Source organism: Streptomyces sp. NPDC054932, assembly GCF_053610205.1.
Genome location: NZ_JBSGXU010000017.1, coordinates 44,832 through 63,803, shown reverse-complemented (window position 1 = coordinate 63,803; position 18,972 = coordinate 44,832). Strand labels below are relative to the sequence as shown.

The window sequence follows — 18,972 nt, the reverse complement described above, 5'->3', positions numbered from 1 at the left end:
GCCCGCACGTCCGCAACGGGTACTGGAAGGACTCCATGATGTGCAGTGCCACCACCCGGGCCCTGATCCTCCTCGCCGCGTCCCCGCTCGTCGTCACGGCCGTCGCCTGCTCCGCCCCGTCGGCCCCCGCGACGCGCTCATCCGAGGTGGTGTCCACACGGCCCGACGACCTCGACCTGCCCGCCGAGAGCAGGGCGCTGCTCGCCGATGCCGAACGGGCCTCGGTACGGGACTGCATGGCCCGCCAGGGCTTCTCCTTCTTCTACGACCCCACCGACCTCACGGAACTGCGGGCCGAGGCCGCCACGAGGAGCCGGGACCTGACGCTCGATGACGTGCCCCGCGCCCGGCGCGAGGGCTTCGGTCCGGACCCCGGCACCGCCGCCGCGCGGTCGGCGTCCCGCGCGGAGCTCCAGGAGCAGGCGTACCTCGCGGAGCTGTCCCCCCAGCGGCGCGACGCATGGGAGAAGGCCCTGATGGGACCTCCGGGACAACGCACGATCAAGGTCGGCGTCCCCGAAGCCGGCACCATGGAGCACCCCACGTCCGGGTGCTTCGCCGAGGCCCGTACCGGACTGTTCGGCGACTACGAGGCATGGGCCCGCGCCGACACCTTCGTGAACGCCCGCTTCCGGTTCGTGGACGAAGAGGTCGGGAAGAGCGACGGGTACAAGGAGGCCACCACCCTCTGGAGCATCTGCGTACGCGCGCGGAACCACCCCTTCGCCACCCCGGAGGACGCCCGCGTCCAGGCATCCACCCTCCCGCACGACCAGGCCCTTGCGCTCGCCGTCGCCACAGCCGAATGCGACGCGCAGGTGGGCCGCTCGAAGACCCACCGCAGCCTGCACGAGGCCGCCGCGCGCCACTGGATCGAGCGCCATCGGGCGGAGGCCGCGGACTTCCGGCGCCTCAACGCCGAAGCGATTGCGCGGCTGAAGCCTTGAGCAATACGAGGTGAGAGGTATGCCCGAGCCTGACGGCCCCTACTCGCCCGGAGCGCGATACCGGACCTGCTCCGTCCTGCGCAGGGCATCCAGCGTCTCGTCGACGCTCAGGAGAACGGTCGTCTCGAACGAGCTGAGCGCGCCACCTGCGCTGATCGCCAGCGCCACCGCGGCCATGGAGACGTTGTCCGGAGCCTCCCAGAGGTTGTAGCCGTCGTGGGTGCCGAAGGAGTACCAGAAGCCGTGGAGCTTCCCGCCGACGGACTCGATGTACGACCGGGCGGCCTGTGAACGGTCCTCGGGGTGGACGACCAGCCTCGCCCAGGTTTCCGGTGTGTAGCTGAACCTCGACAGATAGAGCGGCATCATGTCTCCCTTTCGTCCCCACCAGGGATGCCCCGACGGAGCGGGAAGCGAGCCGGATGCGGCCCGCACATCCCCCGAACGGCGTGACCGGCGCGCCAACGGGCCCAGTGGTTCCGCGGACGGGACCACTGGAGCCCGGGACGAAGGACCGCCGGACCTTGCGGGGCAGGGTCAGCGCTGACCGGATGGCGTGTCGGCCCCGTGTTCGCTGCAGTGCGGGCAGCGCTCGCGGCCGTCCCACGCCGACCAGCCGAAGTCGGTCGGGGTGAGGGCGTAGCCCTCCAGTTCGCTGCGGACGGCCTCGCGGTAGGCCCAGACGGCGTCCAGGTAGGGGTGGTAGATGTCGTGGAAGGCCGGGGTCGAGATGCCGGCGCCCGACGCGACTGTCTTTCGCAGGGCGCGGAGGCGTTCGAACATGGTCTGCCCCGTGGCCGCGATCCGGGCGCTGGCGTCGATGAACAGGCGCTCGCGCACCTCGTATATGCGGGTGTCGGTCAGCGCTGCGCGGCTCGCCTCCTCCAGGTCGGCCGATCCGGAGCCGTCCTGCGCGAGGCGGCGCAGTTCGGTGTGGGCCGCGCCCGCCGCCGCGATGAACTCCGTGTAGACGTCCCGGCGGCGCCCCTGAAGGCTGCGGCGGTGTTCCTGACGCGTGCGCAGGCGGTCGGCCAGCACCGTGCCCGCTATCGCGATCATTCCGCCGCCCAGCGTGGCGACCAGCGTTCCCCACTCCACCTCGTGCCCCCAAGGTCCGTGTGCCGCATGGGCGCGCCCCCGCGCCTCCCCGTCCGGCAGATCATGCCCGACGCCGGGGGCCGACCATGCCACATCCGGGGCGCGAAGCCGATCCGGTGACGCACCGTCATCCGTTGCTCCGGCCCGCAGGGATACCGCAGCGCACAGTGGGGCAGGTGAAGAGCATGACTGCTTCCGCTTCCGCTTCCCTGCCCGCCCCCGACGACGATCCGGCGTGCTACGCGGGTCTCGATGCCGGCGAAGCCGAACGCCGGGCACGCGGGCGCGGTTGGACGACCCTGCGCATGGTCCCGCCCGGCACGATCCTGACCATGGAGTACGCCGAGGGCAGGCTGAACCTCGAGGTCGAGGACGGCAGAGTGCGGCGAGCCTGGATCGGGTGACCGTACGGGCGGGCAGCTCGGCGGACTCCGGGTCCCGGGGAGGGGAGGGCGAGGGGGACGCGGGCACGGCTGGTCCGACTACGGGCGGAATCCGAGCCCGGCGGCGTTGATGGAGGTCGTGTCACTCCGGGCCCGCCGGGGTCGGCTTCGCCACTGACAGCGGCTCGGCGATGTCCTCCAGCGAGCGCGCTCGGCCTTGACCGCCAGGAAGGCCGCCACGAGGCCGGCGGCGCACATCAGCGCGGCGCCGATCCGGAAGGCGAGTGCCGTGTCGCCGACCACGCCCGACCCGGTGAGGTCGGCGAGGATCAGCGGGCCGCTGATGCCGCCGGCCGCGGTGCCGAGGGCGTAGAAGAAGGCGATGGCCATGGCGCGGTCTCCATGGGAAAGATCTTCACGCGCTCCGCCCCACCGCGGACAGGTCCCAGCTTGCGCGCGGCTGTCGGACGTACCCGCGGCGACACACCTGGCGCCGCCCGTACGGTCCCGGCCGTCCCAGCGACCCGCAGGTCGGCCGACGGGACGTTTCCGCAGCTGTGACGGCCGGTCATCACCACCGCCTCCGAGCTCCGTTGTCAGTGGTGGCGGTTACGTTCGGGGTATTGAACGGGCCGTTTCCCGACAGGAGTGGACGATGACCGAGAGCAGTGTTCAGCCCACGCTCAGGGTGGTGCTGACGGACGTCAACGAGCGCGTGGTGGAGGCGTGGCGGGCGGCGTTCGCGGACACCCCCGGCATCGAGATCCGCAAGGGCTCGATCCTCGGTGAGGACGTCGACGCCTGGGTCACCCCGACGAACTCCCGGGGCCGGATGGACGGCGGGGTCGACGCCGCCATCAAACGCCACCTCGGATCCGGCATCCAGCTGCGCGTGCAGCGCGCGATCCGCGATCGGTTCGCCGGAGCCCTCCCGGTGGGCAGCGCGGTGTGCGTTCCGTCGGGTGCAACCACCCCGCGGTACCTGATATCGACGCCGACCATGGTGCAGTCCTCGCAGAACGTGAGCGCCACGCTGAACGTGGCACTGGCGTGCGCGGCAGCGTTCCAGGCCGTCCACCGGCAGAACCGGAAGGTGCCGGGCAGCATCCGCTCCGTGGCTCTGGTCGGGATGGGTGCGCAGACCGGTCGGGTACCGGCCAGGGTGTGCGCCAATCTCATGTGGACCGGCTACACGCTCTTCCACGACCACTGGTTCGAGGACGACGACGAGTTGCGCGCCACGATCATCACGCAGCTGAACGGCATCGAGAACGCTCCCGTCGAGGAGCGGGTACGCATCGTGCCGCCGAAGGCCGTTGAGTCAGTCCCCGCCGGCCATCCTGCTGCCCATCCTGCCGGCGACGGCCAGACCCCGACCACGACGATCGAGAGCTCCTCACCCATGACTGACGCACACAACACGCCGGCGCCGGCACAGCCCGACGCGAACGACCCCCTGGCCCTCACCGAACTCTTCAACGGCGGCGGTGAGCCCTGGCTTCCGCTCCTGAAGCCGGTCATCGAAGGGCTGCCGGACGCCGCCCGGTTCATCGGGAAGGGGCGCAGTCCTGAGGTCGTGCCGGTCCGCGAGCTGACCTTCCAGGCTCTCAAGCCCAACCCGCCGCACAAGTGGAAGGTCGTCGCCTTCGGCCAGAACCCCTACCCGCGGCCGGAGAGCGCCACCGGCATCGCCATGTTCGACAACACCTTCAGTGACTGGAAGGACAGCCAGTTCGGCAGGGTCGTCAGCATGCGCTGCATCATCAAGGCGGCGGCGATGTGGAAGTACGGCATAGCGAAGAAGACCCCGGTTGCCGATGTCCGCGCGTTGTTGAAGGAACGGGACACCGTCCAGCCGCCGGAGTGGTTCCAGGCGATGCTGACGCAGGGCGTGCTGTTGCTGAACGCCTCTCTCACCGCCAGCGGCGACGGAGCGATGGGTGCCGACCAGCACACGGCGTTCTGGCGGCCCGTCGCCGAACGGATCGTCGAGGAGATCCTCAAGGCCAAGCAGGACGCGGACGAGGAGGACCGCGGCATCGTGTTCGCCTGGTGGGGGGCGCACGCCCGCAGCCTGAAGCGGGTCGTCCTGCGACTCCAGGAGAAGTACCCGGACGTCGAGGTCCGGCACATCGACCACGCGAACCCGGCGGCGCAGGGCGACATCTTCTGCGAGGGCGACCACTTCGCCATGGTGAACGAGGCCCTCACCTCGCTGGGTGTCGATGCGATCGACTGGCTGCCGAGCAAGGGGTGGAACGCCGGGGCGGCCGGTGCGGACGGGGGAGTCGCGGCACGTATGGGCGCCTTCATCGAGTCGACCATGAACCTGCACCAGCTGTACCTGGAGCGGCTCACCAGCGTCAAGGACGAGGGCCTGGTCCTCCCCGCGATCACCGGCGTGTTCGACACTCCGTTGATGGGCTTCCAGGACGCCGTCGCACCGGTCGCCGAGACACTGTCGGGGCTCGCCGGACACATCGACCGGTCACACCACTTCGGCAAGCGGCGGGCGGACGAGACGTCCGGCAGCCTGTCCGCCGACGCGATCGCCGCGCTCTATCTCTACACCTGTGAGTCCGCCTTCTACCGCGAGATCAACGCCGTCCTGCGCTCCCCGGACCGCACCAGGGTCACGCCCTACCTGCCGTACCTGCGGCTGCTGTTCTCGGCGGTCTCAGGACTGCCCGCACACACGAAGCCGCTGTGGCGCGGTGTGTCGCTGGACCTGCGGGCGCAGTACCCGGTGGGTCGGACGGTCACCTGGTGGGGCGTCTCCTCGTGCACCTCCGAGCCGAACGTGGCCCGGTCCTTCCTGGGCAGCCGCGGCAAGCGGACGCTCTTCGAGGTGACGCCCGCCCGGGCGGTCGGGATCAGGAGCTTCTCCGCCTTCACCGGGGAGGAGGAGTACATCCTCACACCGGGCACGCAGCTCAAGGTGACGGACGTGAAGAGCGAGCGCAGCGGGCTGTTCACGGTCAAGCTGACAGAAGTGGACGCGTCTCCCGTGGTCTCCTGACCCACGGGCATCGCGGATCGCACTCCTCCGGCTCGTGCCGCGCGAATTCCGTTGGCTTCCGGTGGCTTCCGTTGGCTTCCGGTGGTCCGAGAGCGGAGACACCTCGACCGGCAGACGGCAACCCGTGTCAGACGGCCACCGGCAGCCGGCCGCATTGGCGGCACGTGCGGGCGGCGGCGGCGATCTTCGCGTGGAAGACGATGGCGACCGCGCCCGCGAGCACGCACAGTGGCCAGTTCGCCGTCAGCAATGAGGCGATGGTGAGCGTGAACGCGCTCAGCGCCAGGGCAACCGCCGCGGTGGTGCCCGTCCAGGCGACCATCACCGGCAGCCGGTCGGGGGTGGGCAGTCGGCGGGCGAGCGGGCCGGTGGCGGCCAGGAACGCCGCTGCCGCCAGCGCGGCGGCGGCAGCGGTTCCGCCCAGGTGGGCGAGCAGCAGGTGGGCCGCGTGCGGCAGCCGGTGGGCGGTGGCTCCGGCTGTCGCGAGCGCGTACCAGCAGGGGAGCAGGAAGGGCACGAGGAGCAGGATCCTGCGGGAGGTGAGCCGGGCCTGGGCGAGGGTGAGTTCGCGCTGGAAGGCCGGTGCGAGCTCGCTCACGCTGCCGAACTGACGTACCGCTTCCCGCGCCGCTTCGCGATCGGGCCGCTCGCGCCCGGCGGCCAGGTCCGTCGCGGCGTCGAGCAGTCCCTCACGCAGCTCTGCCAGCATCCGCACCTTCTCGCGGTCCGCGCCGCGCAGGACGGCGGCCAGCTCCGCCACGTGGGCCTCGATGGGATCGGAGCGATCCCCGGCCGTGTTCGTGGCGCTCACGTCGCCGCCCCCGGCTGCACCGGCTCGAGCACCGAGCCGATCGCGGCGGTGAACTCCCGCCACACCTTCCGTTCCGTGTCCAGGCTGCGCCTGCCGGCGTCGGTCAGCTCGTAGCAGCGCCGTCGGCGCTCACCCACGGACTCCCAGTGGCTGCTCAGCAGGCCGAGCCGCTCCAGCCGGTTCAGTGCGGGGTAGAGAGTGCCCTTGCGCAGTTCCAGCACGCCGTTGCTGCGCTCCTGGACCGCGGTGATCACCGCGTAGCCGTGCAGGGGGCCCGTTTCGAGCACGGACAGCACCAGCCCGTCCAGGTGCCCGCGTACATCACTGACCTTCATGGTCAGGCAGCCTACCCAAGTGGTGCAGTCGTCGTATAGGTTGCCTGACAATCTATTGGTAGCCGATCCATGAGAGATTCCGGAGAGCCCCGGTGACCAAACTGCTCCTGTCCGTACACGTTCTGGCGGCGATCCTGGCGATCGGGCCGATCGCGGTCGCGGCATCGATGTTCCCGCGCTACGCCCGCACTCCGGACGCAGCCCGCGAGGAACTGCAGACGGCGAAGGTGCTGCACCGAATCTGCCGCGGCTACGCCGTCTTCGGCGTCGCCGTACCCGTCTTCGGCGTCGCCACCGGCGCGCAGCTCGGGGTCCTGACCGATGCGTGGCTACTGGCCTCGATCGTGCTCACCGCCGCCGCGGCAGCCGTGCTGGCCCTGGCGATCCTCCCCGGACAGCAGCGGCTGATCGGCAGTCCGGAGAAGCCGGGGGCGGCCCGGCTGGCCATGGTCACCGGCGTGTTCAACCTGCTCTGGGCGATCGTCGTCGTGCTGATGATCGTCCGTCCCGGCTCCACCACGGGAGCGTGACCAGGCCGTCTCTCCCGGATCCTGCCGTGCCCTCCCTAAATGACTGGCACGCATCGTGCGGCAGCGGGATGATCCGGGAACGTCCAGGCCGCCCGAGGAAGAGCCGTGATGACCGTTACCGCGTCCGAGCCGTCCGAGCCGTCCGAATCCCAGCCCGAGGTCCGCGTGGCGGGTGGGGTGCTGCGCGGCAGCCGCGAGGAGGGTGTGGCGGTCTTCCGCGGCATCCCGTTCGCCGAGCCGCCGGTCGGCCCGCTGCGTTTCGCCGCACCGAGGCCCGTACGGGGATGGAACGGGCTGCGGCAGGCGGTGGCGTACGGCCCGCCGCCCCCTCAAGGCGGCCACTTCGGCATGGACGCGCTGGCGCGGGACGCGGCGGGCGACGACTGGCTGACGGTCAACGTCTGGTCGCCGGAACCGGGCCCGGGCCCGGGCGCAGCGCTGCCGGTGATGGTGTGGATCCAGGGCGGTGCCTACTCGATCGGCATGTCCGGTCTTCCCGAGTACGACGGCGGCCGCCTCGCGCGTGACGGCGGTGTCGTCGTGGTGACGTTCAACTACCGGGTGGGCCTGGAGGGTTTCGGGCAGATCGAGGGGGCGCCCGCCAACCGGGGCCTGCTGGACCAGGTCGCCGCCCTGGAATGGGTGCGCGACAACATTCGGGCCTTCGGCGGTGACCCGGACCGTGTCACGGTCTTCGGCCAGTCGGCGGGCGCCGGGTCGGTCGCCGCGCTGCTGGCGATGCCGCGCGCGGCCGGGCTCTTCGGCCGGGCCGTGGCACAGAGCGTGCAGGGCACGTTCTTCTCACCGGAGCTCGCCGCCGACATCGCCGCCGCCTGTGCCGCCGAGCTGGGGACGGGGCCCACGGTGGGCGACCTGTCCGCGGTCGACCCCGCCCGGCTGGCCGCCGCCGGTGACGCGGTCGGTGCCAAGATGGACCGGTGGGCGGACAGTTGGGGTCCGGTCGGGCACCGGGCGATCCCGTTCTCGCCGGTCGTCGACGGGGACGTCCTGCCGGTCACGCCCTGGCAGGCCCTGGCCGACGGCGCCGCCCGGGACGTCGAACTCCTCGTCGGCCACACCCGCGACGAAACGCGGCTGCTCGCCGCGCTCGACGGACTGCTCGGCCAGGTCACCCCGGAGCAGGCGGAGACCGCCCTGCGCGTCTTCGGCCCCGGCCGGGACGCCGCACACCGCTACCGCGACGCGTTTCCGACCGCGGGCCCGGACGAGCTGTACGAACTGGTCAACTCCGACTGGCTGTTCCGGATGCCGTCCCTCCACCTCGCGCGGGCCCAGACCGCCGCGGGCGGCCTCGCCCACGTCTACGAGCTGACCTGGTCCGCCCCGGGCATGGGCGGCGCCCTCGGCGCCTGCCACGGCCTCGACGTACCTCTCGTCTTCGGCAACCTGGACCGTGGCCAGCCCGCCGTGCTGATCGGCGAGAGCCCGACCCCGGAAGCGGAAGAGCTGTCCGCACGGATGCGGGCCGCCTGGACGGCGTTCGCCGCCCACGGCGACCCCGGCTGGCCCGCGTACGACACGGAGCAGCGTCTCGTACGGCTCTTCGACACCCGGCCGGCCCTCGCCGCCTACCCGGAGGAGGCCTCCCGCCTGATCTGGCAGGACCACATGTTCCCGGCCCTGCCGCTGCTCGGCAGGTAGCAGCTCGAAGGCGCGGTGGACCGCGGCGGCTTCCTTCAGGTGGTGATGGAGGCGACCGGTTCGAGGCCATAGGTGCGGGCGTAGCCGTTCTCGGTGCCGACGAGGAGGTCGACCACCTCGAAGTAGCCGTCCCAGAACGGGGTTTCGCGCAGTGCGTCGATAAGGAGCCGGTAGGCGTGGTGGTCCACGGCTTCCCACATCCAGACGTCGGTGACGCGCGCGGAGTAGAACTCCGTGTCGTAGAAGCGTGACCGGACGCCGGCGGTCCTGGCCTCGATCGCCGGCAGGACCCGGGTGGTGAAGGCCTCGACACGTTGCTGGACGGTCAGGGCGAGCCACTCGGGTGTGGTCTTGACGAGCATGAACGCCGTGACCGGCGGTTCGGTTTCCTCAGCGGGCATCAGTGCGCCTCCAAAGGCGTAGGTGGTCCTGGTGGGCCGGGCACCATGTGCTGCGGCGGCGGGTGGTGGACCGGTGGATCCTCAGGAGCGGATCGCGGGCTTCAGGGTCCGGGCGCACCACTGCTCGAAGCCGGTGGGGGACGCGGTGTCCGGGGTGCGGGCCACGCCGGCGTCCAGGCCCCGCTCCTTGGCGCGCTTCATGTCGACGACGCCCCGGACGAATGCCTCGTCGAGGCCGTGGCCGACGAGGGTGGTGTGCAGCTCGTCGAGCGCCTGGCGTTCGTAGCGGACGGGGCGGCCCAGCTGTGCGGTCATGATGCGGGCCAGGTCGTTGGGGGACAGGTCCTGCGGCCCGAGGACCGGGACGCTGTCGACGCCGGTCCATGAGCGGTCCAGCAGCAGGCCGGCGGCGACGGCCGCGATGTCGGCTGTCGCGACGAGGGGGGCCTTGCGGTCGGCGTCGGCGGTGTCGGTGAAGACGCCCTTGTCGCGGATCGAGTCGACCTCCTCCAGAAGGTTCTCGAAGAAGGACGGGTTGGCCAGGGCCCGGTAGGCGACGCCGCTGCCGGCGATGAGGTCGTCCATGGCGAGGGAGGCGGTGACGAGGCCGGCCCGGTCGGCGAGCGGGGTGCCGCGGCCGAGCGCGGAGACGCCGACGATGGCCGACGCCGTGGGTGGCGAGCGCTTTCACGGCGGGGCGGGTGAAACCGCTGAAGGCGTCCTGCGGGGGCAGGGAGGCGTCCGGGGGGACGAGCCAGAAGACGGCGTCCGCACCCTCGAAGGCAAGGTCGAGGACCTCGGCGTCCCCGTGCGAGCCGGTGATCACCTCGACGCGTCCGCGCGCCGCGTCCGGCAGCCGGGCGGGATCGCGCACGATCACGCGCAGTTCCTCGCCCGCGGCGGGGGCGGATTCCAGGAGCCGCGAGAGCAGGGGGCGGCCGATGTTCCCGGTGGGAGCGGTAATGACGATCATGAAAAACCTCGCTGGTCGTGCCGGTCGGTACGCCCCTCATCCTGCTGAGGACTCCAGTGCTGCCACAATGGGAACTTCGGCATGGAATCATTGACTGAAATGGAATAATGCTGGTGAACAGCCCGGATTCGGCCCTCGACGCCAATCTCGCCATCGCATTGGACGCCCTGCTGACCGAGCACAGCGTCACCCGGGCCGCCGCCCGCCTGCACACCTCGCCCGCCGCCATGAGCCGCACGCTCGCGCGCCTGCGCCGTACCCTGCAGGATCCGCTGCTGGTCCGGGCCGGCCAGGCGATGGTTCCCACTCCGCGCGCCCTGGCTCTGCGTGAGGAAGCCGCGGCCGTGGTGGAGCGCCTCGGGGCCCTGCTCAGCCCTGATACCGGCGTCGACCCCGCCACCCTGCGCAGCACCTTCACCCTGCAGACCGCCGACCTGGTCGGCGCGGCACTGGCCCCCGGACTGCTGCGCCTGGCCGAGCAGGAGGCGCCGGGGGTCTCGTTCCGGCTCCGCGCCGAGGAGTTGGAGGCCGGGCCCGCCCTGCGCGACGGCCGGATCGACCTGGAGGTCGGGTCCATCGACCACGTGGACCCCGAAACCAGGGTCGAGGAACTGGTCAGCCTCCGCATGGTGGCGGCCGTCCGGCCCGGTCACCCGCTGACCGAAGGACCCGTGACCGCGGCCCGGCTCGCGGCCGCCCAACACGTCGCGGTCAGCCGCCGAGGCCGGTTCACCGGCCCGCTCGACGCCGCCCTGGCCGAACAGAACCTCCAACGGCGGGTCGGCATCGTCCTCCCCAGCCACCTGGCCGCGATCACCCTCGCCGCTCGCAGCGACATCGTCTGCCTCGTACCCGCCGCACTCCCCGGCGCCGCCCCCTCACCCCTCACCGGCGACGCCATCGCCCTCGGACTGCACCTACTGGACATCCCCCTGGCCCTGCCGCCCGTCACCGTCGGCATGGCCTGGCACCCCCGCCACGCAGCCGACAGGGCCCACCACTGGCTCCGCAACGCCATCCGCCGGACCCTCTGTCCCCCCGAAATGCCCACCGCATGACGTGACCGTGGCACAGCAGGGAGACCATCCGGGCAGAGCCCCGGGACCGGGCCTCGATGTCGGTGCCGGGTGAGAGGATCACGTTCATGCCCCTGCACCCCGATGATCTGACTTCGCTGGTCCTGCGTACCCACTTCGGCGGCCAGGGAGCCTGGGATGCGGTTCGGACGGCACTCGATGCTGCCGACGAGTATTCCCATGCCACCTATGTCAGCGACCTGCGCTTCGCCGACGTGGATGTCCAGGCACTGCTGGACGAGGAAGCTGCCGCGGAGGAAGACGACCAGATCGTCCATGTGTTCCTGGCGGACGCGGCCACGATGGAGGATCCGGCCCACCCGTCATGGCCGTGGACCTCTCGGACGAACCCGGGCGAACGTTCAGGGTTCCGGCTCGCTGGTTTCCCGACGTGGCTGCCAACCTCAGCATCGCCAACATGGACTTTGCGGACTTCGCCGATGCCGCTGATGAATCAGGGACCTTCCGCGGCTTCGGCGGGAGCTGACGCCTCCCCGTCGAGTTGCGGCCGGGCCGGGCCGGTCCGGGCCATGGGTCGATGGTGTGGTGTCGGCCCGCCCGTTCGGCGTCCTGGCAAGCTGGGGGCATGGAACGTGTACGTGGAATCGGTGGACACTTCATGCGGGCCGCCAACCCCGCAGCGCTGAGCGCGTGGTACCGCGACTGCCTGGGACTGGACGCCGATGAAAACGGCCTCTGGCAGCAGGACGCCGGGCCGACGGTGTTCGCGGCGTTCGAGTCCGAGACCGACTACTTCGGGTCCCGCTCCCAGCAAACCATGCTGAACTTCCGGGTCCGCGACCTGGACGCGATGCTCGCGCAGCTGCGTGCCGAGGGAGCGGACGTGGCCGAAGAAACGCAGGACATGGAGGGCGTCGGCCGATTCGGCTGGGTCACCGACCCCGAGGGCAATCGGATCGAACTGTGGCAACCCGCCTGACCGCACGTCCCTCCACACGGCGTGACCTGCCCGGTGACTCACCGGACGGTCGAGACGGGAACCCGCGGTCGGTCCAGCCCGTACCTCACGCCACCGCATCCTCGGGCAGACCGCGGGCGGTGATGACCCGGGCGCTGCCGTCGGCCAGCCGGTAGGACAGACCGACCACGGCCGTCCTACCGGCGCCGATCTGGTCGGCGAGCACGCGGGAGCGGTCCAGCAGGAGGCCGACGGTGTGGCGTATGTGCTCGGCGATGATGTCGTCGTCCTCGCTGAGTCCGGCGGCTCGGGCGGCCAGGACACTGGGCGTGACGCGCTCGATGACGTCGCGTACGTACCCGGTGGCCATGACACCGTCGGCCAGGGCGGCGCGGGTGGCCGCGACCGCACCGCACGTGTCGTGGCCCAGGACCACGACCAGAGGACAGTCCAGCACGCTGACTGCGTATTCGATGCTGCCCAGCACCTCCGGACCGGCCACGTGACCTGCGGTGCGGACCACGAACAGGTCGCCCAGGCCGCGATCGAAGATGATCTCGGCGGCCAGTCGGGAGTCGGAGCAGCCGAACAGGACGGCGAACGGGCGCTGAGCGGGTGCGGTCTCGGTGCGCCGCGCCGCGTCCTGGTTCGGGTGCAGAGGCGCACCCGCGGTGAACCGCTGGTTGCCGGCCAGCAGCAGCTCGAAGGCTTCGGACGGAGTCAGGGAGGGTGCGTCACTCATGGCCGCAGGTTACGACTTCGCCCGGCTCGCCACAGTGCGGGGTCCGCCGAAGGAGCGCATGTACCGGCCGGGGCCGGGAACCTCCCACCGAGGCGGGCCGGGCCCTGCCTCCCGAGCCGGGGGTCACGCCTCCTGCAGGTCGGGTACGACCTTGCGCAGGCTCTCGGCGCTGATCGCGCCCGCACGCCGCAGGACCGGCACCGCAGTGGTGAGGTCCACGATCGACGAGGCGACGGCGGCTTCGGTGGGCCCGCCGTCGAGGTAGACGGCGACCGAGTCGCCGAGCATGCCCTGCGCGGCATCGCAGTCCTGTGGGGACGGGTGCCCGGTGAGGTTGGCGCTGGAGACCGCCATCGGTCCGGTCTCGGCGAGCAGCTCGAGCGCCACCGGATGGGACGGCATCCGGACCGCGACCGTGCCGCCGGTCTCCCCGAGATCCCAGGTCAGCGAGGTCCGGTGGCGGGCGATCACCGTCAGACCGCCCGGCCAGAACGCCTCCACCAGGGCCCAACCCCGATCGGGGAAGTCCGTGACCAGGTCGTGCAGGGCGTCCGGGGAGGCGACCAGTACCGGTGAGGGCATGGCCCGATCCCGGCCCTTGGCCCCCAGCAGCCTTTCCACCGCGTCGCCGTCGAAGGCGTCCGCGCCGATGCCGTAGACGGTGTCCGTCGGCAGCACCACCAGATCACCGCTGCGCACCGCCAGAGCGGCCGTGCGCAGCCCGTCGATCCGGCCCGACTCCGTCGAGCAGTCGAAACGAACGGCCATGGCCGCCCTCCATCCCCATAGACGCCCGGCCCGCACGGGCTGGTTCACCCCGGCAGGCTAGCGGAACGGCCACTCCGTCACCGTCCACGCGTACACGTCATCCCGGGGTGCCTGAGGCAACCGGCTGCGGCAACCGCCTGCGGCGCGACAGAGGACGTCAGCGGGAGGAGAGCACGGAGTCGTCGAATGTACGTGCCCCGGGCAGGCGGTAGCGGGCCGCGACCAGGGCGGCGTCCGGGTTTCCCGTTCCGGTGGCGGTGCACAGCAGGGAGCCGACCTCGTCCATGCGACGGCGTGTGGCCGGACTGCCGTCCCGTGCGTTGAGCAGGCGCAGGGTCTCGTACTCGCTTATGGCGGCGGGCAGCAGGGCGGGGTGAGCCATCAGCATGAAGTGGTCTCCTCTTCCTTGACGGTGTGTCTGCCGCGCCGCCTACCCGGCGCGACCTCGGCTACACGGCCCATCGAAAAGTTGTCTCCTCTTGTACAAACCGGTGAGCGCGAGGCCTGGGCCGTGCCTCTGTCCGAGGGGCGCGTGATCCGCTGACGCGAGCCGCTCCTGCGGCGCGGTGACGGGAACTTCGAACTGTTGCACCTCCAGCAGTGCGTCCACTACTACGGCCGGAGCCCCTTCAACGACCACTTCACCACGCGCCGCGACGGCTCCCGCGCACCAAGGCCCTTTCCCGGACCCGGCATACGACCCGACCCGACTCGAGTCGATCCCAATGCCCCCCGGCCCGGGACGGGGTGGGGGGCATTGGCGAGGATCAGCAGGGGCGGATGTGGAAGACAGGGGTCCAGGAGGCCGTGCCGGTGGACTTCGCCACGTTCGACCAGCGCTCGCTGCCGTTCGAGTTGTAGAAGCGGGCCCGGGTGCCCGACGTCTGGTTGTTGTTGAAGGTGCCGTCGCCGACGCCGTTGAAGTCGTAGTAGCCGCACCGGTAGTAGTCGTAGTTGTAGCCGCGCCCGTCCACGATGCACAGGTGACCGTGGCCGCAGGCCAGGGCCGTGTCCGGGGCGGCCAGGTCGCGGGTTTCGGCCCGGCCCGGGACGGCGAGGACCACGCTGCCGCCGGCGGTGGTGAGCTTGTTCGCGGAGACCTGGCGGGCCTGCGGGTCCGCGGCGAGGACGGCGTCGACCTCCCGCTGGAGTTGTCCTGCCTGGCGGTCTGTGAGTCCGGCGGCTCGCGCCTGCACGGTGTAGGCGCTCTGCCGGACGGTCGGGGTGGCGGTCGAGGCGTGGGCGGACAGGACGGGCCCCGCGATCAGGACCGCGGTTACGGCCGTGATCGCCAGGGTCTTACGCGCTGACATGGTGGTTCCCCTCTGCTTCGGCGACCGGAGGGCCGCCCGTTCGTGGCGGGCGACCGACTGTCGCGGCCCATCCTTTCGAAGGCTCCGCCGCCCATGAAGGGCGGAATCGGTCGCGATACTGCTTTGTTGTGCCTACCAACCATGCCGCCGGGCCTCATGCGCCTCAGGCGTCTCGCACGCACGTACGCGCATCTCGCTGTAAGGGGCAACGGTTCTTCGGGCCGTGGCGTGCGCGTTCACCGAGCCCCGATCCCGCCGTGGCGGCCGCCCCGGGCGGGTGGCGCGAAACGGGCAGCGCGAACCGCGTGCCGGGGTGTCCCCGTTCGCCCGAAGGAGGTACCCATCGACCATGGGGGATGATTCCCTCGTGGACAGAGTTGTCGATCTTGATGAGGCCGCTGTCGTTCTGGCGGAGCGCACCGTGGGCTGGACATCGGCCGGCCTTGACGTGGGCCGGGTGACGTGGAGGGATGCGGAGGCGTCCTGGCCTCAGCCGCTGGAGACCGACAGGGCGCGGGCTCATGATCCGGACTCGATCGGCGTGGTCGTATCCGGTCCGGGGGAGGCCGTACTGGAGGTCGTGCTGTTCCGTGGTGGCTGGGCCGATGTGGACTTCATCGCCGACCTTGACGACGCCGGTTGTCTGCCGGCCTCGGGGATCACCTCCGCGTCGGACTTCGCCACCCGGTTGGACGGGTGGGTCACTCGTGTCTTCGGGAGCCTTCGCGGCGGTCGATGAGGGCTGCTGCGCCGCCCCCGACCGACGGCCGCAGCCCTACCCGGCCATCTCCCGGACGGTGACCCGGGGTTCCACCCCCGATGCCCCGCGCCACCTGCGGAAACGTATTTGCGAGGGATCGAGCTCCCAGGACATACTCCCGTGGTCCCCACCGTCTCGATCACTCCTCATCGGGGGCTCCCACCTTGGAAGTTGCACGCATCGTCGTCATCGGGCTCGCCATCGCCGTGGCGGTCATCTACTACCGCCGCACCACCGCCGATGTCCCGGCCGGGGGTTCGTCCCGTGCCGCCCGGAAGGCCGGACTCCTTCCCCAGTCCAGGCAGAACACCGGGCGGGCGGCCGCCAACCCCGAGCTGGAGTCGGCGGCCGCCGCGGCCGCCCGGGGCAGCTGGGAGCAGGCCGCGCGGCTGATGGCCGAGACCAGGGAGAACCGCGACTGGGCACGCCGCTCCTCCTGCGCCGCCACCCTCGGCTCCCATCGAGCGGCCCTCCCCGACAGCTGGCTGCACGCGTGGGCGGCAGCTGTCGGGCCCGACGATGCCGACGTCGCACTGGTGCGGGCCAAGGCGATGGTCAACCTGGCCTGGCACCAGCGCGGCGGCGGCTGGGCGAAACACACCAGCCGTGAGCAGTTCGCCGGATTCCACGCCACCCTGGCCCGGGTACCGGAGGAGAACGCACGCGCGGCCGAGCTGAACCCGGACGACCCCACGCCCTACATCAACGAGATATGGGCGGCCCTGGGCCTCGGCTACTCCGAAGATGACATGCACCGGATCTGGAAGGAGATCGTCACCCGCGACCCGCACCACTACGACGCGCACTACGCGGCTCTCCAGTACTGGTGCGCGAAGTGGCGAGGCTCGGAAGAACGCGCCAAGTCCTTCGCCCAGCGGGCGGCCGCCGACGCACCGCTCGGCAGCCTGCTCACCGTCCTGCCGCTGATCGCTTGGTACGAGCACGGTGACACGGACGCGAGCAACGCCGACTTCCGGTCACCCCACCTGATCTCCCTGGTCGACGCCGCCCTGGCCGACGTTGCCGCCGCGCCCTCGAACCATCCGAACACCGCAGAAGTGCGCCACCTGCTGGCCTACTTCCTGACCCGCCAGAAGCGGTACGACGCGGCGCTGGCACAGTTCCGCCTGGTCGACGGCTACGTGGACGCCCTCCCGTGGAGGTACTGGACCGATCCGGCGGCGGCGTACTGCCACTGGCGCGACCGCGCGGCCCACCGAGCCCGCCGAAGCTGAGCCGGTCGCGCCGGCGGGGTGCTGACCGAACGCCGGGGCCGATCGGCTGCGTGGCCGGCCGGGCGCACCCGGGACCGCGTGGGTGGGCGCCCACGGGTCCGGGGGTCAGCGGACGCCGGCGCCCTGCAGGGCGGTGCCGGCGAACTCCTTGGTCCGTTCGACCGCCTGCTTCATGGAGAAGTGCCGGTCGCCGCCGGGCGGGAAGTAGTCGATCGCGCCCACCGCGCCGTAGTCGGCCCAGAAGCAACTGGCCATGGGGAAGCCGTCGGCGAGGTTGTGCCGGCAGGCGAGTGCCAGGGTTCCGGCGACCACCACGGTCGGCTCGCCCACTGTCTTCCGCTCTCCGCCGGGCGGTAGGGAAGCGGCCATTGCCTTCTGTACGGCGGCCATCGGGTCCGGCACGGCGTGGAACAGTTCCGTACGGGCGATGAGGTCCGGCGCGGTCACCGTCATACCGGACTTGGTCAGCCTGATGGGCGGGAAGCCGCGGCAGGTGGTCACGGTCTCGTTGGTGCCGCTCGAACGCGGGGACAGATCGTCCACCCCGGAGAGGCCAAGGTCCCAGCCGCTGCCGAAGCGGAAGGTGGAGCTTCCCTCTTCGCACTCCAGCTGTTCCATCACGGGAAGTCCGACGGTGGTGGGACGGGTGCCCGGATCCGGTGCGACCTTGCCGGCGGCCGGCCCGGGAGCCGCACTGCCCGGCTCGCCGACCCCGCCCGCCGCCCTCGCGGACGCGGATGAGGATGCGGCCGGTGTGCCCGGGGTGGCGGATGAGGCGGTGGGTGACGCCGTTCCGTCGGCCGTCGGCCCGCATCCTGCGCCGAGGATGCTCAGCACCCCGAGCGCCGCCGCCATACGCCTCGCGCCTTGCCTGCCCATGCCCCATGTCCCCCCGACACCGAAAACGATCAAGACAATCCTAGCCAGTGCCCGCCGACAGGCCATGCATCGGCGTTTTCCGGACGTTCGTACCGCCACAGCCCCGTTCTGCGACAGCGGGCCGGTGTCGCGGGCATTCGCAGGAGTGGCTGCAACGTGCAGACCGAGTGACACCGTGAGGACAGGGAGAAACAGCCATGCTGATTACGGTCACCCGCTCCGGAGGCTTCGCCGGTTCCGAGAAGCTCCGCGCACTCGACACCTCGGGCCGCGCGGACGCGGCGGAGCTCGAGGAACTCGCGCAACGGGCCGTCGCCCCCGTGGCCGACGGCTACCACTACCGGATCACCGTCGACGACGAGGTGCTCGATCTCCAGGACCCTTTCCTGTCCGACACCCAGCGGGCGCTGATCCGTACCGTCCTCGGCGAAGGCGCCTGACAGGCAACAGGCAACGGGCAACCGGCCACCGGGCAGCAGACACCTCCCACCGGCTCTAAAGTGCTGCAGGCTTATGCCCAAAAGGTGACTGTCTGCATACTGCACCGATCGGATAGCAATGAGGCGGCGCCTGGCACGGCCCGCCGACGGTCGGCGGCGAGCCCAGCGCGCCGAGGAAGGAACGTCTCGTGATCCGCACCCGATACGCCGCCGCTCTGGCCACCATGGCGGCCGTCACCGCCCTCGCAGTCACCACGAGCCCCGCGTCGGCGGCACCCGGCGACACGCTGACCATGTGCTCCAGCACGCTCACCCCGGACGGCTGGGTGGACACCCAGTGGTGGAACAGCGGCGGGTGCGGCTCCGGCTTCACGCCCAACACCAAGCAGATCAAGGACCTCAGAGGCTACCCGGTCGGTACCCAGGTCAACGCCTGCGCGTCGACCTGGCCGCCCGCAGGGTGGACCATCACCAACACCTACTACTCGAGCGGCTGTCGCTACTCCGCCGTCCCCAGCTTCAACCCCAACACCTGGACCCTGAAGCGCACTTCCTGACGCATGCGGGCGAATCCGCCCGCGGGAACGGACCCGACGCCCCCGGAGGCAGCACCTCCGGGGGCGTCGCGCCCTGCCTCCGGCCCCGGCCCGGATGCTTGCTCCGGATCACGTCGGCTCGAAG

At 71.2% G+C, this 18,972-nt stretch carries 21 protein-coding genes and 3 pseudogenes; 12 read left to right on the top strand and 12 right to left on the bottom strand.

What is annotated here, in order from left to right; translation table 11 throughout:
- Positions 1–35: 35 nt before the first annotated feature.
- Positions 36–947, top strand: coding sequence for a hypothetical protein (locus ACWGE1_RS07540; protein ID WP_453419617.1), 912 nt, complete (start codon positions 36–38; stop codon positions 945–947).
- A gap of 39 nt (positions 948–986) precedes the next feature.
- Here ACWGE1_RS07540 and ACWGE1_RS07535 read toward each other — a convergent pair whose 3' ends face one another.
- Entirely contained in the window at positions 987–1,313 is a 327-nt protein-coding gene (locus tag ACWGE1_RS07535) for a GYD domain-containing protein (protein WP_453419632.1), read from the bottom strand.
- Between the two features lie 171 nt (positions 1,314–1,484).
- The gene (locus tag ACWGE1_RS07530) at positions 1,485–2,045 is read right to left on the bottom strand and encodes a CchlQ (protein ID WP_453419616.1); all 561 of its coding nucleotides are present in this window, start codon (positions 2,043–2,045) and stop codon (positions 1,485–1,487) included.
- 185 nt (positions 2,046–2,230) lie between these two features.
- Here ACWGE1_RS07530 and ACWGE1_RS07525 point away from each other — a divergent pair, with 185 nt between their 5' ends.
- Complete coding sequence (locus ACWGE1_RS07525) at positions 2,231–2,449, top strand: I78 family peptidase inhibitor (protein WP_453419615.1); 219 nt, start codon at positions 2,231–2,233, stop codon at positions 2,447–2,449.
- 121 nt (positions 2,450–2,570) lie between these two features.
- On the opposite strand, the pseudogene ACWGE1_RS07520 reads toward ACWGE1_RS07525, so the two are convergent.
- Positions 2,571–2,844, bottom strand: a pseudogene (locus tag ACWGE1_RS07520) (MFS transporter); the annotation flags it as partial.
- Positions 2,845–3,083: 239 nt separating this feature from the next.
- Here ACWGE1_RS07520 and ACWGE1_RS07515 point away from each other — a divergent pair.
- On the top strand, positions 3,084–5,447 hold the full coding sequence (locus ACWGE1_RS07515; protein WP_453419614.1) for a macro domain-containing protein: 2,364 nt from the start codon (positions 3,084–3,086) through the stop codon (positions 5,445–5,447).
- Positions 5,448–5,574: 127 nt separating this feature from the next.
- Here the strand turns inward: ACWGE1_RS07515 and ACWGE1_RS07510 are convergent, their stop codons facing one another.
- Positions 5,575–6,258 carry a permease prefix domain 1-containing protein gene (locus ACWGE1_RS07510; protein ID WP_453419613.1) on the bottom strand — a complete coding sequence of 228 codons (684 nt, stop codon included), beginning with the start codon at positions 6,256–6,258 and terminating at the stop codon, positions 5,575–5,577.
- Positions 6,255–6,593: a PadR family transcriptional regulator gene (locus ACWGE1_RS07505; RefSeq protein WP_453419612.1), complete on the bottom strand. Its 339-nt coding sequence runs from the start codon at positions 6,591–6,593 to the stop codon at positions 6,255–6,257. Before ACWGE1_RS07505 ends, ACWGE1_RS07510 begins: the two co-directional genes overlap by 4 nt.
- Positions 6,594–6,685: 92 nt before the next feature.
- On the opposite strand from ACWGE1_RS07505, the gene ACWGE1_RS07500 reads away from it, so the two are divergent.
- Together ACWGE1_RS07500 and ACWGE1_RS07495 are read left to right on the top strand one after the other, a co-directional pair.
- Positions 6,686–7,123, top strand: coding sequence for a hypothetical protein (locus ACWGE1_RS07500; RefSeq protein ID WP_453419611.1), 438 nt, complete (start codon positions 6,686–6,688; stop codon positions 7,121–7,123).
- A 108-nt stretch (positions 7,124–7,231) separates the two neighbouring features.
- On the top strand, positions 7,232–8,785 hold the full coding sequence (locus ACWGE1_RS07495; protein WP_453419610.1) for a carboxylesterase/lipase family protein: 1,554 nt from the start codon (positions 7,232–7,234) through the stop codon (positions 8,783–8,785).
- Positions 8,786–8,820: 35 nt separating this feature from the next.
- Here ACWGE1_RS07495 and ACWGE1_RS07490 read toward each other — a convergent pair whose 3' ends face one another.
- Complete coding sequence (locus ACWGE1_RS07490; protein WP_453419609.1) at positions 8,821–9,186, bottom strand: darcynin family protein; 366 nt, start codon at positions 9,184–9,186, stop codon at positions 8,821–8,823.
- Positions 9,187–9,267: 81 nt separating this feature from the next.
- A pseudogene (locus ACWGE1_RS07485) lies at positions 9,268–10,159 on the bottom strand (NAD(P)H-binding protein).
- 107 nt (positions 10,160–10,266) lie between these two features.
- On the opposite strand from ACWGE1_RS07485, the gene ACWGE1_RS07480 reads away from it, so the two are divergent.
- The 3 genes and pseudogenes from ACWGE1_RS07480 to ACWGE1_RS07470 all read left to right on the top strand — a co-directional run bounded on the left by ACWGE1_RS07480 (position 10,267) and on the right by ACWGE1_RS07470 (position 12,175).
- Positions 10,267–11,217 (top strand): LysR family transcriptional regulator, encoded by a 951-nt coding sequence (locus ACWGE1_RS07480; RefSeq protein WP_453419608.1) that lies wholly within the window; start codon positions 10,267–10,269, stop codon positions 11,215–11,217.
- A 56-nt stretch (positions 11,218–11,273) separates the two neighbouring features.
- A pseudogene (locus ACWGE1_RS07475) lies at positions 11,274–11,722 on the top strand (DUF6924 domain-containing protein).
- 99 nt (positions 11,723–11,821) lie between these two features.
- Positions 11,822–12,175 carry a VOC family protein gene (locus tag ACWGE1_RS07470; protein ID WP_453419607.1) on the top strand — a complete coding sequence of 118 codons (354 nt, stop codon included), beginning with the start codon at positions 11,822–11,824 and terminating at the stop codon, positions 12,173–12,175.
- Positions 12,176–12,260: 85 nt separating this feature from the next.
- Here ACWGE1_RS07470 and ACWGE1_RS07465 read toward each other — a convergent pair whose 3' ends face one another.
- From ACWGE1_RS07465 to ACWGE1_RS07450, 4 genes are all read right to left on the bottom strand, one after another.
- Complete coding sequence (locus ACWGE1_RS07465; protein WP_453419606.1) at positions 12,261–12,896, bottom strand: carbonic anhydrase; 636 nt, start codon at positions 12,894–12,896, stop codon at positions 12,261–12,263.
- Between the two features lie 123 nt (positions 12,897–13,019).
- Positions 13,020–13,664 carry an L-threonylcarbamoyladenylate synthase gene (locus tag ACWGE1_RS07460; protein WP_453419605.1) on the bottom strand — a complete coding sequence of 215 codons (645 nt, stop codon included), beginning with the start codon at positions 13,662–13,664 and terminating at the stop codon, positions 13,020–13,022.
- Between the two features lie 157 nt (positions 13,665–13,821).
- The gene (locus ACWGE1_RS07455) at positions 13,822–14,052 is read right to left on the bottom strand and encodes a DUF5133 domain-containing protein (RefSeq protein WP_453419604.1); all 231 of its coding nucleotides are present in this window, start codon (positions 14,050–14,052) and stop codon (positions 13,822–13,824) included.
- A gap of 379 nt (positions 14,053–14,431) precedes the next feature.
- Positions 14,432–14,977 carry a hypothetical protein gene (locus ACWGE1_RS07450; protein ID WP_453419603.1) on the bottom strand — a complete coding sequence of 182 codons (546 nt, stop codon included), beginning with the start codon at positions 14,975–14,977 and terminating at the stop codon, positions 14,432–14,434.
- A 367-nt stretch (positions 14,978–15,344) separates the two neighbouring features.
- Between ACWGE1_RS07450 and ACWGE1_RS07445 the strand changes: the two genes are divergently transcribed.
- Positions 15,345–15,716, top strand: a complete 372-nt coding sequence (locus tag ACWGE1_RS07445; RefSeq protein WP_453419602.1) for a hypothetical protein — start codon at positions 15,345–15,347, stop codon at positions 15,714–15,716.
- A gap of 185 nt (positions 15,717–15,901) precedes the next feature.
- Positions 15,902–16,972 carry a hypothetical protein gene (locus tag ACWGE1_RS07440; RefSeq protein ID WP_453419601.1) on the top strand — a complete coding sequence of 357 codons (1,071 nt, stop codon included), beginning with the start codon at positions 15,902–15,904 and terminating at the stop codon, positions 16,970–16,972.
- 105 nt (positions 16,973–17,077) lie between these two features.
- On the opposite strand, the gene ACWGE1_RS07435 is transcribed toward ACWGE1_RS07440, so the two are convergent.
- Entirely contained in the window at positions 17,078–17,827 is a 750-nt protein-coding gene (locus ACWGE1_RS07435) for a hypothetical protein (protein WP_453419600.1), read from the bottom strand.
- A gap of 221 nt (positions 17,828–18,048) precedes the next feature.
- Between ACWGE1_RS07435 and ACWGE1_RS07430 the strand changes: the two genes are divergently transcribed.
- The gene (locus ACWGE1_RS07430) at positions 18,049–18,291 is read left to right on the top strand and encodes a protealysin inhibitor emfourin (protein ID WP_453419599.1); all 243 of its coding nucleotides are present in this window, start codon (positions 18,049–18,051) and stop codon (positions 18,289–18,291) included.
- Between the two features lie 188 nt (positions 18,292–18,479).
- Positions 18,480–18,848 carry a hypothetical protein gene (locus ACWGE1_RS07425; RefSeq protein ID WP_453419598.1) on the top strand — a complete coding sequence of 123 codons (369 nt, stop codon included), beginning with the start codon at positions 18,480–18,482 and terminating at the stop codon, positions 18,846–18,848.
- Positions 18,849–18,972: the final 124 nt, after the last annotated feature.